Annotated in this window: 14 protein-coding genes and 1 pseudogene; 13 read left to right on the forward strand and 2 right to left on the reverse strand. The window is 70.2% G+C overall.

The features are described from left to right. Positions 1–3: 3 nt before the first annotated feature. The 7 genes from lepB (at position 4) to AX669_RS14090 (ending at position 6,564) form a co-directional block, all read left to right on the forward strand. On the forward strand, positions 4–681 hold the full coding sequence (gene lepB, locus AX669_RS03740; RefSeq protein ID WP_082740562.1) for a signal peptidase I: 678 nt from the start codon (positions 4–6) through the stop codon (positions 679–681). A 30-nt stretch (positions 682–711) separates the two neighbouring features. Then, on the forward strand, positions 712–1,413 hold the full coding sequence (locus tag AX669_RS03745; RefSeq protein WP_062256708.1) for a ribonuclease HII: 702 nt from the start codon (positions 712–714) through the stop codon (positions 1,411–1,413). Positions 1,414–1,420: 7 nt separating this feature from the next. Then, on the forward strand, positions 1,421–1,744 hold the full coding sequence (locus AX669_RS03750) for a DUF2469 domain-containing protein (RefSeq protein ID WP_006944864.1): 324 nt from the start codon (positions 1,421–1,423) through the stop codon (positions 1,742–1,744). A gap of 221 nt (positions 1,745–1,965) precedes the next feature. Beyond that, positions 1,966–2,469, forward strand: coding sequence for a YraN family protein (locus AX669_RS03755; protein ID WP_082740568.1), 504 nt, complete (start codon positions 1,966–1,968; stop codon positions 2,467–2,469). After that, positions 2,466–4,001, forward strand: a complete 1,536-nt coding sequence (locus tag AX669_RS03760) for a YifB family Mg chelatase-like AAA ATPase (protein ID WP_006944861.1) — start codon at positions 2,466–2,468, stop codon at positions 3,999–4,001. Before AX669_RS03755 ends, AX669_RS03760 begins: the two co-directional genes overlap by 4 nt. Continuing rightward, a complete protein-coding gene (gene dprA / locus AX669_RS03765) occupies positions 3,998–5,314 on the forward strand; it encodes a DNA-processing protein DprA (protein WP_062256710.1) in 1,317 nt (438 codons plus the stop codon). The genes AX669_RS03760 and dprA overlap by 4 nt, the downstream gene beginning before the upstream one ends. A gap of 191 nt (positions 5,315–5,505) precedes the next feature. Then, complete coding sequence (locus tag AX669_RS14090) at positions 5,506–6,564, forward strand: tyrosine recombinase XerC (protein WP_006944860.1); 1,059 nt, start codon at positions 5,506–5,508, stop codon at positions 6,562–6,564. An 89-nt stretch (positions 6,565–6,653) separates the two neighbouring features. Here AX669_RS14090 and AX669_RS03775 read toward each other — a convergent pair whose 3' ends face one another. Both AX669_RS03775 and AX669_RS03780 read right to left on the reverse strand, forming a co-directional pair. Further along, a complete protein-coding gene (locus AX669_RS03775; protein ID WP_006944892.1) occupies positions 6,654–7,193 on the reverse strand; it encodes a M23 family metallopeptidase in 540 nt (179 codons plus the stop codon). A gap of 317 nt (positions 7,194–7,510) precedes the next feature. Further along, a complete protein-coding gene (locus AX669_RS03780; protein WP_006944893.1) occupies positions 7,511–8,740 on the reverse strand; it encodes an aminotransferase class I/II-fold pyridoxal phosphate-dependent enzyme in 1,230 nt (409 codons plus the stop codon). A gap of 359 nt (positions 8,741–9,099) precedes the next feature. On the opposite strand from AX669_RS03780, the gene rpsB reads away from it, so the two are divergent. The 6 genes and pseudogenes from rpsB to AX669_RS03815 all read left to right on the forward strand — a co-directional run. Then, positions 9,100–10,026: a 30S ribosomal protein S2 gene (gene rpsB, locus AX669_RS03790; protein WP_062256714.1), complete on the forward strand. Its 927-nt coding sequence runs from the start codon at positions 9,100–9,102 to the stop codon at positions 10,024–10,026. Between the two features lie 117 nt (positions 10,027–10,143). Then, entirely contained in the window at positions 10,144–10,971 is an 828-nt protein-coding gene (gene tsf, locus AX669_RS03795) for a translation elongation factor Ts (RefSeq protein ID WP_038568786.1), read from the forward strand. Between the two features lie 219 nt (positions 10,972–11,190). Then, positions 11,191–12,096 carry a D-hexose-6-phosphate mutarotase gene (locus tag AX669_RS03800; RefSeq protein ID WP_082740566.1) on the forward strand — a complete coding sequence of 302 codons (906 nt, stop codon included), beginning with the start codon at positions 11,191–11,193 and terminating at the stop codon, positions 12,094–12,096. A 71-nt stretch (positions 12,097–12,167) separates the two neighbouring features. Further along, entirely contained in the window at positions 12,168–12,926 is a 759-nt protein-coding gene (gene pyrH, locus AX669_RS03805; protein WP_006944885.1) for a UMP kinase, read from the forward strand. A gap of 54 nt (positions 12,927–12,980) precedes the next feature. Beyond that, complete coding sequence (gene frr / locus AX669_RS03810) at positions 12,981–13,541, forward strand: ribosome recycling factor (RefSeq protein WP_006944866.1); 561 nt, start codon at positions 12,981–12,983, stop codon at positions 13,539–13,541. 81 nt (positions 13,542–13,622) lie between these two features. Next, a pseudogene (locus AX669_RS03815) lies at positions 13,623–13,922 on the forward strand (phosphatidate cytidylyltransferase); the annotation flags it as partial.

A 13,922-nucleotide genomic window follows, 5' to 3' on the forward strand; every position in this document is an offset into this window, starting at 1 on the left:
CTCATGACGTCCATGGACGACGAGCGTCACCCCGAAGGCGCGACCCCCACGCGGGGCCGCGCCTTCGGCGCATCCCGGCGCACGCGTTCGCTGCGTCCTCGTTCGCTGCGGCGCGTGCTCGGGTGGGTGTTGTCGGGCGTCCTCGTCGCGCTGCTGCTCGTCCACGCGTTCGTCGCGGAGACGTTCACCGTGCCGTCGCGTTCGATGCAGCCGTCGTATCAGGTGGGGGATCGCATCGTGGTGGACAAGCTGCACGATCATCCACGACGGGGTGACGTCATCGTCTTCTCCGGTGCCGACGTGTTCTACGAGCAGACACCGCGCGACGGGGTGCTCGGCGCACTCGACACCGCCGCGGGGTGGCTGGGGTTCCGCCCGAACGACCAGGACTACCTCAAGCGCGTCATCGGGGTCGGCGGAGACACGGTGAGCGTCGGCCACGACGGCAGGTTGCGCGTCGACGGGCGCGTCGTCGACGAGCCGTATCTGCCCCAGGGGCAGCGACGCGCCTCGGCGGAGCCGTTCTCGGTGCGGGTCCCAGCCGATCACCTGTTCGTCCTCGGTGACAACCGCGACTTCTCGGATGACTCCCGCGGCCACCTCGGTGACCCGGGTGGAGGGTTCGTCCCACTCGAATCGGTGATCGGCACCGTCGCCGAAACCTACTGGAGCGCACGATGAGACGGCACGATCGATGACGGGAACGCACGCATGACGAGTTCGACCCCGACCCTGCGCCTCGAACGTCAGCTGCTGCGCGCGGGGCACGCACTCGTCGCAGGCATGGACGAGGTAGGACGCGGTGCGCTCGCGGGCCCCGTCAGCGTGGGCGTCAGCGTCGTCGATGCGGCGACGTCGACGGTGCCGCAGGGTGTCAAGGACTCCAAGCTCGTGCCCGAGCCGAGGCGCCCCGATCTCGCGCGCCGCGTTCGGCGCTGGGCGTTCGACGGCGCCGTCGGCCACGCCTCGCCCGCCGAGATCGACGCGCTCGGCATGACGCGCGCGCTGCGCCTGGCCGGCACCCGCGCCCTCGCGCAGCTGAGCGTGCGCCCGGACGTCGTCATCCTCGACGGCAAGCACGACTGGCTGAGCGAGCCCGAGACGATCGGACTGCTGGGCCTGCTCGAGCCGGAGAGCGCCCCGACGTGGCACGTCGTCACCCAGATCAAGGCCGACATGCGGTGCTCGTCGGTGGCCGGAGCCAGTTTGCTCGCCAAGGTGGAGCGTGATGCCATGATGGTCGACGCGGCCCGCGACCACCCGGTGTACGGCTGGGAGATCAACAAGGGATACTCCGCGCCCGACCACCTCGCGGCCATCGCCGCGCACGGCGCATGCGACCTGCATCGGCGCTCGTGGAAGACTTTCCGCGACACGGGCGCGGTGCCCGCCCCGACGAGCGACGAGGAGTGAGATCCCGATGAGTGCGGAGGATCTCGAACAGTACGAGAACGAGCAGGAACTGGCGCTGTACCGCGAATATCGCGACGTCGTCGGCCTGTTCCGCTACGTCGTGGAGACCGAGCGACGTTTCTACCTCTGCAACGCCGTCGACATGACGGTGCGCGGTGAGGGCGCCGACGTGTTCTTCGACGTGACGATGCAGGACGCCTGGGTGTGGGACATCTACCGCCCTGCGCGGTTCGTCAAGAACGTGCGCGTCGTGACGTTCAAGGACGTCAACGTCGAAGAACTCGCCAAGAACGACCTCGAGATCCCCGACGGGCCGGGCTTCACGAACTGAACCGCCCGGCCTGGACCCTATGGCGCTCGCGCTGTGCGCCGCCGCTCGCGTGGCGCCGGTGTCGACGGGCGGGTCGGCGGCCTGGCGCATCTCGCTCCTGGGGACGGTGACGGCTGCAGGGGCTGATCGGACCGTGCTGCACCCCTGTTCCACAGGGTGGCCTCCGGCGACGAGCGCTGAGGTGCCCGCACCCGCTTCGCTGGGGTGCGGAGGTGGTCACCATGACCGACAATTCGACGCGGCCACGCGCCGGGAGCACCACGACCGAGCACGAACTCGCCCCACCTGCCGGGCGGGCGCGACCCACGCGAGAGGCCCCGGCCGGGGCGGCGGCCCGTTCGACCCCCTCGACGGGCGCCGCATCACCGCCGGACCCGCGGCGCACGCTCGGTGCGCAGGGCGAGCGTCATGCCTGTGCCTACCTCGCCTCGCTCGGCTACGAGATCCTCGAGACGAACTGGCGATGCAGCGAGGGTGAGATCGACGTCGTCGCGCGTGACGGGCGCGAGATCGTCGTCGTCGAGGTGAAGACGCGACGTTCGCAACGCTTCGGGCCCGCGGTCGAGGCGGTGACGCACGAGAAGCACCTGCGTCTGCGCCGCCTGGCCTGCCTGTGGCTCCGCGAGCGCGAGGTGTCCGCCGCCGCGGTGCGCATCGACGTCATCGGCGTCGACGTGCTGGCCACCGGCGTCCGCGTCGACCATCGTCGGCGGGTGATCCTGTGAGCTTCGGGATGACGAAGGGCGTCGTCGTCTCCGGCATCGAGGGCACCGTCGTCGACGTCGAGGTGAGCGTCGGGCAGGGGTTGCCCCGCGTCATCATCTCCGGGATGCCGGACACGGCGATCTCGCAGTCGCCGAACCGTTTGCGCTCGGCGATGATCCAGTCGGAGCTCGCCTTTCCGGACACGCGCCTGACGATCAACCTCGCGCCCGCGTCGCTGCCCAAGGCCGGTGCCGGGCTCGACCTCGCGATCGGTGTGGCCGTGCTCGCCGCGACCCGGCAGGTGGGTCCTGCCGAGGCGGCCGGCGTCATGCACATCGGTGAGTTGGGGATGGACGGCACGGTGCGGCCCGTCCACGGTGTGCTCCCGGCCTGCCTCGCGGCGTTGGAGGCCGGGCAGCGGGAGGTGATCGTGCCGACGGCGAACGCGGCCGAGGCCGCTCTCGTGTGGGGGCTGAGAATCCACCCGGTGCGCTCGCTGTCGGACGTCGTGGCGTTCCACCGAGTCAGGGCCGAAGGACGCACTCTCGACCTGCCCTGGCCGGAGCCCGCCGACGACGACGTCGAGGCCCCGCCCAGCGACGACATGCGCGACGTCGTCGGCCAGTACGAGGCGCGAACCGCCCTCGAGGTGGCGGCGGCCGGCGGGCACAACGTCTCGCTCATCGGGCCGCCCGGTGCTGGCAAGACGCTGCTCGCGAGCCGGCTGCCGGGCATCCTGCCGCCCCTGACGCGGGAGGAGGCGATGGCCGTGACGAGCATCCAGTCCGTCATGGGCGTCTTCCGCGGCGGGCCGCTCGTCGAGAAACCTCCGTTCGTCGCGCCGCACCACGGCACGACGATGCCCGCCCTCATCGGCGGTGGGCCAGGGCGCCCACGGCCTGGGGCGGTGACGCAGGCACACGCCGGCGTCCTCTTCCTCGACGAGGCCCCCGAGTTTCGTCGCGAGGTGCTCGACAGCCTGCGCCAGCCACTCGAACGCGGCAGCGTGACGATCGCGCGGTCGGAGCAGGTCGTGCGCTATCCGTGCCGCTTCCAGCTCGTGCTTGCGAGCAACCCGTGCCCCTGCGGGCACTACATCGGCCGCGGCGCGGCCTGCACGTGCACGTCGAAGGCGCGCCGCACCTACCTCAAACGACTGTCCGGCCCGCTGCTCGATCGCATCGACGTCCACCTCCAGGTCAACGCGGTCACCCGCAGCGACCTCGCGGCCGGGCCGGGGGAAGCGAGCGCGAGCGTCGCCGACCGGGTCCTCGAGGTGCGCGAGCGATCCGCCGCCCGATGGGCGCCGCTCGGGCACCGCCTCAACGCTCAGGTTCCGGGCGCCGTGCTGCGTTCGTCACCCTGGGCGCTCGAGGCGGGCGACATCGCGGTGCTCGACCAGGCGCTCGACACCGGTTCCCTGACGTTGCGTGGCTACGACCGCATCCTGCGGCTCGCGTGGACGCTGTGCGACCTGCGTGGAGCGAACCGCCCCACCCGTGAGGACGTCTTCACGGCCCTCACCCTCAGAGAAGGACACCCCGAGTCATGACCGATCTCGACCCTGTTCCCGACGACGGCATCTCGGCGTTCGGCGCTGCGACGCTCGATGCCTCGATGCTCGATCCCCAAACCCGGCGCGCCGCGCCCCTGGGCGGGGCGTTGTTCTCCGTCACCGAGTCGACAACCCTGGGGGCCTGCCTCGATCCCGGCCCTGCCCACGCGGCTGCGCGAGCGGATCGAGCGGGGGCGCGCGACGATGCGCCGGCCCCGGCCATGAGTGCGGGCGAGCGGGCGGCGCGCCTCGTGTGGGCCCACATCGCGGAACCGCGCGATCCCAAGGCTCACGCCCTCGTCGACACCCTCGGGCACGAGGAGGCGCTCTCCGCCGTCGAGGAATCCCCTGACAAATGGGAGAACTTCACGACGCGGCTACGCGCCCTCGACCTCGACGAGCAACGCCGGCGCCTCGACGTCGTGGGAGCGCGGGTGCTCGTACCCGGCGACGAGGAGTGGCCCACCGGGCTCGACGAGCTACCCGAGACGCCGCACGCACTCTTCGTCATCGGGGAGGGGGATCTCGCCTGCGCCGCAGAACGTTCCGTCGCGCTCGTCGGGGCGCGCGCCGCGACGCACTACGGGCAGCGGATCGCGGCGCAGATCGCGCTGGGCGTCGGCACGCACGGGGTGAGCGTCGTGTCCGGGGGAGCCTTCGGCATCGACGCCGCGGCGCACCGCGGGGCGCTCGCCGGAGACGCCGACACCGTCTGCGTCGTCGCGGGAGGCGTGGATCGCGTGTATCCCACGGCGCACGAAGAACTGTTCGCGCGCATCAGGGAGCGCGGCGTCATCGTCAGCGAGATGCCCCTGGGATTCGCGCCGATGCGCCAGCGTTTCCTTCATCGCAACCGGCTCATCGCCGCGCTAGCTCCCGGGACGGTCGTCGTCGAAGCGGGGCTGCGTTCCGGATCGCTCAGCACGGCCCGGCGAGCCGAGGAACTCAACCGCGTCGTCGGCGCGGTGCCCGGCCCGGTCACGTCAGCGGCGAGCGCCGGCTGCCACGAGCTCGTGCGTGACGGAGTCGCCGTGCTCGTCACCGGGGCGGAGGACGTCATGGAACTCGTCGGCTCCTACGGCCCGCGCGCCACGACACGTGACACGCTGCCCGTGCTCGCGCGGCCCGAGGACGCCGTCGGACCGCGGGCGCGCCTGGTCTGGGACGCGCTGCCGCTGCGTGAGCCGACCTCCCTGGAACGTGTGGCGCGCACCGCGGGACGCCCGGAGCGCGAGGTCGTCTCAGCCCTCGGGGAGCTGCTCGCAGCCGGTCTGGCAGCGCGTGAGGACGGAGGGTGGCGCAAGGCGTGAACGGATCGCCCACCCACACAGCACCAGGGGATCGCGAACGCCACTTTCGCGGTCGTTCGTTGGAACGCCCCCGGAGCGGGACCAGGGACGACGGGCGCTTCCTGCGACGTGTGCTGCGAGCGGTGTGACGCGGCGGGACGTACTCTCGTCGGGTGAGTGGACCGAGCCAGCCACGTGGGCCGAGTGAACGGGTGATCGAGCAGTTCCTCGATCACCTGAGTGCCGAACGCGACCGTTCGACCAACACGGTGCGTGCCTACTCCGTCGACCTGGCGTCCCTGCGCCTCCACCTGACGGGGGCCGACGTCGCCTCGTGGTCCGACCTCACCCTCAACGACCTGCGCAGCTGGCTGGCCGCGCAGAGCGAGGCGGGCAACTCGCGCAGCACCCTGGCTCGACGGGTGTCGGCGGTCAAGACGTTCTGTCGTTGGGCGCGCCGCAGGGGCGTCATCGCGACCGACCCGTCGGTGCGACTCAGCGCGCCGCGCCGCATGACGTCACTGCCCGAGGTGTTGCGAGTCGATCAGGCCGCCGCGATCCTCGATGCGGCGGACGAGGCAGCGGCCGCGGCCGTCCCCGCCGCACGCGGCTGCGGTGAAACAGCCGCTGATGCCGGCTCCGCCACACGCCAGTCAGTTGAGGCGGCCGTCGACGTCGACTCCGAAGCGGGTGAGGCAGGGGCAGCGCCGACGGAGACCGTCTCGCCCCATCAGTCAGCACCGACACCTGCGGCCGGTCCCGAAGAGCGCGCCGTCAGGGCTCGGGACGCCGCCGTCCTCGAACTGCTCTACGCCTCCGGCATGCGCGTGGGCGAGCTGGCCTCCCTCGACGTGAGTGCGCTCGACGAGGCGAACCAGCTCGTGCGTGTCATGGGCAAGGGCCGCAAGGAACGGATGGTGCCGTACGGTCTGCCTGCGCGGGAGGCACTGGAACGGTGGCTGAGGTGCCGTGGGGCGCTCGCGGCCGATGGGGAGCGAGCCCTGTTCGTCGGGGTGCGGGGGCGTCGGATCGACCAACGCATCGTCCGGGAACTCGTCAACCGCGCGACAGCGTCCGTCGACGGCGCGCCGACGCTGTCGCCGCACGCTCTGCGACACAGTGCCGCCACGCACCTCGTCGAGGGCGGCGCCGACCTGCGCACCGTCCAGGAATACCTCGGCCATGCCTCGCTCGCGACGACGCAGATCTATACCCACGTCTCCGCCGAACGCCTCCGGGCCGGGTTCGAACAGGCCCACCCACGCGCGTGAGGCGCGCGTGTCGAGAAACCGCGTCTCTGGTGCCGCGGGGGCCAACCCAAGCCCCCTGACGTGTCGGCGCCGCCGACGAGGCCAGATGCTCACAGGGGCGGAAGAAGTACGGGGCGTCGGTGCGCGATGAGCGTCAGCGGGTCGCGGTAGCTCTTCGGCCCCACCTTGTAACCCCAGTGCAGGCATGCCGGCTCGCAGTGCCCGGGTTCGAGATCGGCCACGTGCTCCCCGCGATGCACGCTCGCCCCCTTGGACACCTGGTGACTGACAGGTTCGTAGGTCGTGTCGAACCCCTGGGGGTGACGGATCGTCAGCACGCCGCGCCCGGCGACACTGCCGCTGAAGGTGACGACCCCGTCAGAGGGCGCGACGACGGGTGCTCCCGGTGACGAGCGCAGGTCGACGCCGCGGTGACCGGCGCCCCACACGACCTCCGGCGGGTCGAAGCGACGCACGACCTCGTGCGGCGTGACCGGCCAGGCGAACCCGGCACTGGGCGCATCGTCCAGCGCGCCGACGCTGGGTCGGGCGAGCGCTTGCGCGGTGGTTGCTTTCCGGCTCGTGTCGACGCTCGCCTGAGTGAGGGCCTGCGTGATGGGCTCTCCGCGGTGCGTGCCGACGACCGCCATGGGCTCCAGCGACGGTTGCGGTGGTGCCGAACGTCGTGGCGGCAGCGGCGCAACGCCCGGGCGTTCGACCCTTGGCCGGGTGAGCCGCGGCCGGACGGGCATCGAGGCCCTCGGTTTCTCAGCCCCGCCCACCACAGAGGGGCCCACCACCGACGATCCCACCACCGACGGGCTCACCACGGCGAACCCCACGAGGCCGGCGGAACCCACGGCGAGCAGGGACGAGACGATGCGCAGGATGGCCATGTCGACAGTCTGCAGCGCACACGCCGTGGGGCCGCGGCGTCAGCCCGAGACCCTGTGGACGGGCCTGCAGATCACGTCGTTCGCGCGCTGCGGCCGTACGTATCCACAAGCCGCTCGATCGCAGCGTCGATGACGGAGCGCTGCTTGCAGAACGCGAAGCGCAGCACACTCGTCATGCCGGAGGCGTCCGGATCGTCGCAGAACGCCGACGCCGGAATCGCGACGACCCCCGCCTCCGTCGGCAGGCGCAGCGCGAACTCGGCTGCGTCGTCGACGCCGAGGGGCGCCGCGTCGGCGAGGACGAAATAGCCGCCCTGTGGCGCAACGGCGTCGAACCCGGCGCGCGTCAGTCCGTCGACGAGCAGAGCACTGCGGGCCGCCATCTCGGCGCGCTGTTCGGCGAAGAACGCGTCGGGCAGGCACAGCCCGGCCGCGATGCCGTGCTGCAGCGGCGTGCCGCTCGCAAAGGTCAAGAACTGCTTGACGTTCGCCACCGCGGCGACGAGGTCGGCAGGGCCACTGACCCACCCGATCTTCCACCCCGTCGTGCTGAACGTCTTGCCACCCGAACTGATCGTCAGCGTGCGCTCGGGCATGCCGGGGGTGCTCGCGAAGGGCATGTGCTCGTGCGGCGCGAACGCGAGGTGTTCGTACACCTCGTCGCTGATGACGACGGCGTCGTGGCGCGCGGCGTGCTCGGCGATCGTCGCGCACTCCGCCGCGGTGAAGACCTTGCCGGTCGGATTGTGCGGCGTGTTGAGCAGGACGAGCGCGGTGCGCTCGCTGAACGCCGCGGCGAGGGCGTCCTCGTCGAGCGCGAAGTCGGGGAAACGTAGCGGCACCGTGCGCCGCACGCCGCCGGCACGCGCGATGTCAGCGGCGTAGGAGTCGTAGGTGGGTTCGAACACGACGACCTCGTCGCCGAGTTCGACGAACGCGAGGATCGCGCTCGCCAGCGCCTCCGTCGCTCCGACGGTGACGAGGACGTCGGTGTCGGGGGAGACCTCCAGCCCGTACCAGTGGTGCTGGTGCGCGGCGATCGCCTCGAGCAGCGTCCGCTCACCACGCGCCGGCGGGTACTGGTTCGCGCCGTCGGCGATGGCCTGGCGGGCCGCTGCGAGCACGGCCTCGGGGCCGTCGGCGTCGGGGAAGCCCTGGCCGAGGTTGAGCGCGCCGGTCTCGGCCGCGAGCGCCGTCATGCGCGAGAAGATCGTCTGCCCGCCGGCGGGGCGGATGGCGCTGCGTCGGCCCGCACGGGGCGCGGGCGAGGTCTGCGGTGCTGGCGTCGTCGAGTCGCTCATCGCTCCAATCTAGGACCCCTGGCGGCGATTTCGGGTTGCCCCCTCGAGCCGGTACGCTGGAGGCACGTCTTGTGTGCCCTGATGCGCGTCGCCCACCTGATCGCACCTCCGGCTTCGAGTTCCGTCTCGAGAGCCGGGTCGAGCAGAGGTGATGTGTGGGCGGGCCGCGAGACGAATTCGCGTGGCCTCACGCCTCGTACATCCTGCTCTCGCAGGGCGTACGTCGCGGGCCCTCGCCCTTCGGTCCGTCGATCGTGAACCTCTGTGAGGGGAATGGCCGACGGTGGGTGATGGTCGGGCCGCCAGGGCAGCAATCCGGCTGCACGAACTGAAACCTCGACATGAAAGGGGACTTCGGCATGGCCGTCGTCACCATGCGCCAGCTCCTCGAGAGCGGCGTCCACTTCGGACACCAGACCCGTCGTTGGAACCCGAAGATGAAGCGCTTCATCATGACGGAGCGCAACGGCATCTACATCATCGACCTCCAGCAGTCGCTGACCTACATCAACGACGCCTACGAGTTCGTCAAGCAGACGGTCGCCCACGGCGGCACGATCCTGTTCGTCGGCACGAAGAAGCAGGCTCAGGAGTCGATCGCCGAGCAGGCCACCCGCGTCGGCATGCCGTACATCAACCACCGTTGGCTCGGTGGCATGCTCACGAACTTCCAGACGATCAGCAAGCGCCTCGCGCGCCTGAAGGAGCTCGAGGCTCTCGACTTCGACGACGTCGCCGGCTCCGGCTACACGAAGAAGGAGCTGCTGCTCCTGTCGCGTGAGAAGGCGAAGCTCGAGCTCGTCCTCGGCGGCATCCGTGAGATGTCGAAGATCCCGTCGGCCGTCTGGATCGTCGACACGAAGAAGGAGCACCTCGCCGTCGACGAGGCGCGCAAGCTGGGCCTGCCGGTCATCGCGATCCTCGACACGAACTGCGACCCCGACGAGGTCGACTACAAGATCCCGGGCAACGACGACGCCATCCGTTCGGTCGGCATCCTCACCCGCGTGATCGCCGACGCCGTCGCCGAGGGCCTCGTCGCCCGATCGTCCGGCAAGTCGGGCGAGTCGGCCGCCGAGCCGATGGCCGAGTGGGAGCGCGAGCTGCTCGCCTCCGACGCCGGCGCGAAGGCCGCCGCTGACACGGACACCGAGACGGGTCCGTCGTCGATCAAGAAGGCTGCTGACGAGACGGCTGCCGCTGACTCGACGAACGCTGACGAGGCCGCTGCCGTGGCCGAGGTCGACGAGAAGACGGCGACCGAGGTCGCCGACTCCCAGGCCTGAGAAACTGGCTCGACGTTCATGACGTCTTCCCCCGGCGCCGGCACTGCTCGTGGCAGTGTCGGCGCCGGGGGAGCGTAAACCCCCTGCATTCTTTCGACTCAGAGGAGCGAAACACTCATGGCGAACTACACCGCCGCTGACATCAAGGCGCTGCGCGAAGCTACCGGCGCCGGCATGATGGACGTCAAGAAGGCACTCGACGAGGCTGACGGCGACAAGGCCAAGGCCACCGAGATCCTGCGCGTCAAGGGCCTCAAGGGCGTGACGAAGCGCGAGGGTCGTTCCGCTTCGAACGGCCTCGTCGCCGCGAAGGTCGAGAACGGCGTCGGCACACTGGTCGAGGTCAACTGCGAGACCGACTTCGTCGCGAAGGGCGACAAGTTCATCGCCCTCGCCGAGCAGGTTCTCGACCAGGCTGTCGCGGTCGAGGCCGCTGACGCCGATGCGCTGCTGAAGAGCAACATGGGCGGCAAGACGGTCGCGGAGGTTCTCGACGAGGCCAACGCGACGATCGGCGAGAAGATCGAGGTGCGTCGTGTGGCGCGTCTCGAGGGCGAGAACGTGACGGCGTACCTGCACAAGACGAGCCCTGACCTGCCGGCGCAGATCGGTGTTCTCGTGGCACTCAAGGGTGGCGACGAGGCGACGGCTCGTGACATCGCGATGCACATCGCCGCGTTCTCCCCGTCGGTGCTGACGCGCGACGAGATCGACGCCGAGGTCGTGGAGAACGAGCGTCGTGTCGCTGAGGCCACGGCCAAGGAGGAGGGCAAGCCGGAGGCTGCTCTGCCGAAGATCATCGAGGGCCGTGTCAACGGGTACTTCAAGGAGAACGTGCTGCTGGAGCAGCCGTTCGCGAAGGACGCGAAGAAGACGGTCAAGAAGGTCGCTGATGAGGCAGGCGCGGAGGTTTCGGGCTTTGCGCGGTTCAAGGTCGGTGTGTGACCGAGCGGGAACCGGAGGTTGAGGCCCAGACGCGCGCAGCGCGTCCGGGCCTCGGCCGTAGGTGAGCGCGAAGTCAGACGCCAGAAAGAATGGCGTCTGGCACCGCTCGTTCAACTCACCGCATGGCGCCAGACGAGGCCCGGATCGCGCGCAGCGCGTCCGGGCCTCGCGGCGTGAGGTGGGGGCTCGTCACGTCGCTGGAGGGACTAGCGTGTGTCCATGAGTGGCTTCATGGTGGATCTGCCGGAGTGCGTGCGTCGCGTCGAGGGGGTCTCGGGCCTGCCGGCGCTGGAGGTATTAGGGCCGCGGTCGTCGGGTGTCGTGCAGTTGCACGGCGGTCAGGTGACGAGTTTCGTGCCGCGTGGTGGGCGTGAGCTGTTGTGGCTGAGTCCGTTGGCACAGGCGGGTCCGTCGACGGCGATCCGCGGCGGCGTCCCGGTGTGTCTCCCGTGGTTCGGTGCGGGCCGTGACGGCGGGCTGTCGCCGTCGCACGGCCTGGCGCGTCGGGCGCGGTGGAGGCTGCACTCGGTGCGCGAGGAGGGCGAGGCGGTCATCGTCTCGCTCGTGGTCACTCCCGAGGCGGTCGCGCAGCTCGACGGCGCCGAGCACTGGCCGCTGGGGCTGTTCGCAACCCTCGAGATCACGTTCGGCGATGCTCTCGGGCTGCGCCTCGTCGTGCGCAACGAGGGCTCAGACCCGCTGACGTTCGAGGCAGCGCTGCACACGTATCTCGCGGTCGACGACGTGCGCACGGTGCGTGTCGAAGGGCTGACGGGTGCGTCGATGCTCGATCAGGCCAGCGGGGAGCGCTCACGCGTCGAGGGTGACCTGACGTTCGACGGCGAGGTCGACGTCGTCGTCACGGCGCCGAAACAGCCCATCACCGTCGTCCAGGGGCGGACGGAGGGGCGGACGCCGATCTACCGCATCGAGCGCGAGAATCTGCCGGATGCGGTCGTGTGGAACCCCGCCCAGCAGAAGACCGCCTCGCTCGCGGACGTACCCGACGACGCGTGGCCGCGGTTCGTCTGCGTCGAGGCGGCCACGATCAAGGACGACGCCGTCACCCTCACCCCCGGGCAAGACACAGCACTGGGCGCGACGTACGCTCCGCTCGCAGACTGAAGTTTTTCGGCTGCCCTCAGCAGTGTGAAAAGATTGGCCGACTCATGCCCGACGAAGCGCCAGGAGGCGAAGTGAGCGACACCGACGCGAGCGAGAGGGTGAACGCCTCCCCGGCGATCCCCAGGTACGACCGAGTGCTGCTCAAGCTCTCCGGTGAGGTCTTCGGCGGCGGCAGCGTCGGCGTCGACCCCGACGTCGTGCGGGGCATCGCTCGCCAGATCGCGCCGGCCGTGCGCAGCGGCATCCAGGTCGCGGTCGTCGTCGGTGGCGGCAACTTCTTCCGCGGTGCCGAGCTGCAGCAGAAGGGCATGGATCGTGCGCGTGCCGACTACATCGGCATGCTCGGTACCGTCATGAACTGCCTGGCGCTGCAGGACTTCCTCGAGAAGGAGGGCATCGACACGCGCGTGCAGTCGGCCATCGAGATGACGCAGGTCGCCGAGCCGTACATCCCGCGCCGTGCGATCCGTCACATGGAGAAGGGCCGCGTCGTCATCTTCGGTGCCGGCGCGGGCATGCCGTACTTCTCGACCGACACCGTCTCCGCGCAGCGTGCGCTCGAGACGAAATGCGACGCCGTGCTCGTCGCGAAGAACGGTGTCGACGGCGTCTACTCCGATGACCCGCGCAAGAACCCCGACGCGGTGAAGCTGGATGTCGTCACGCACGCCGACGCGTTGGCGCGCGGGCTCAAGATCGTCGACGCCGCAGCGTTCAGCCTGTGCATGGACAACAAGCTGCCGATGGTCGTGTTCGGCATGGAGGGTGAAGGCAACATCACCCGCGCCCTGCAGGGTGAGAAGATCGGCACGGTGGTCTCCGCGTCCTGACGCGGGGCCGAACGTGGCTGTTCCCGAGAACGTCCGAGAAACGAGAGCGAAACCATGGATATTGACGAGATCCTCCTCGAGGCCGAGGAGAAGATGGACAAGGCGATCGAGGCCACGAAGGAGGACTTCGCCTCGATCCGCACCGGCCGTGCGAACGCGGCGATGTTCAACCGCCTGACGGTCGACTACTACGGTGCGCCGACGCCGCTGCAGCAGCTCGCGTCGTTCCAGACGCCCGAGGCGCGCACGATCCTCATCATCCCGTTCGACAAGTCGGCCATCTCCGAGATCGAGAAGACGCTGCGCGACTCCGACCTCGGCGTCAACCCGAGCAACGACGGCAACCAGATCCGCTGCATCCTGCCCGCCCTCACCGAGGAGCGCCGCAAGGACTACATCAAGATGGCCAAGGACAAGGCCGAGAACGGCCGCGTCAGCGTGCGCAACGTGCGCCGCAAGGCGAACCAGGACATCGACAAGCTGGTCAAGGACAAGGAGGTCGGCGAGGACGACGGCGCCCGCGCCGAGAAGGACCTCGACGCCATGACGAAGAAGCGCGTCGACACCGTCGACGCGCTGCTCAAGGGCAAGGAGGCCGAGCTGCTCGAGGTCTGACCTCGACGCACGCTCGCATTCGGCATGCCCGCTTCGGCGCAGCCTTCGAGCCCACCCCCGCCGGGGGTGGGCTCGAAGGTCGTGTCCGAGACGCTCGCGCCCGCCCCCGCGAAGAAGAACAAGGCCGGGCGCGACCTCAAGGCCGCCATCACGGCCGCACTCGTGCTCGGCGTGCTCGTCCTCGCGTCTCTGCTCATCCGCAAGGAGGCGTTCGTCGTCCTCGCGACGGCCGCGTCCGTCGTCGGCACGCGCGAGCTGCTCATGGCGATGCCGCCGGCCAAGTTCCGCCCGCCGTGGATCCCCGCGCTCGCCTCGGCGGCCGTCATCCCCGTCGCGGCGTATCTGCTCGGGCCGTCGGCGATGCTCGCGGCGCTCGTCGGC

It is taken from the genome of Dermacoccus sp. CCH2-D9, assembly GCF_001556795.1.
In the GTDB taxonomy this organism is placed as follows: Bacteria; Actinomycetota; Actinomycetes; order Actinomycetales; family Dermatophilaceae; genus Dermacoccus; species Dermacoccus nishinomiyaensis.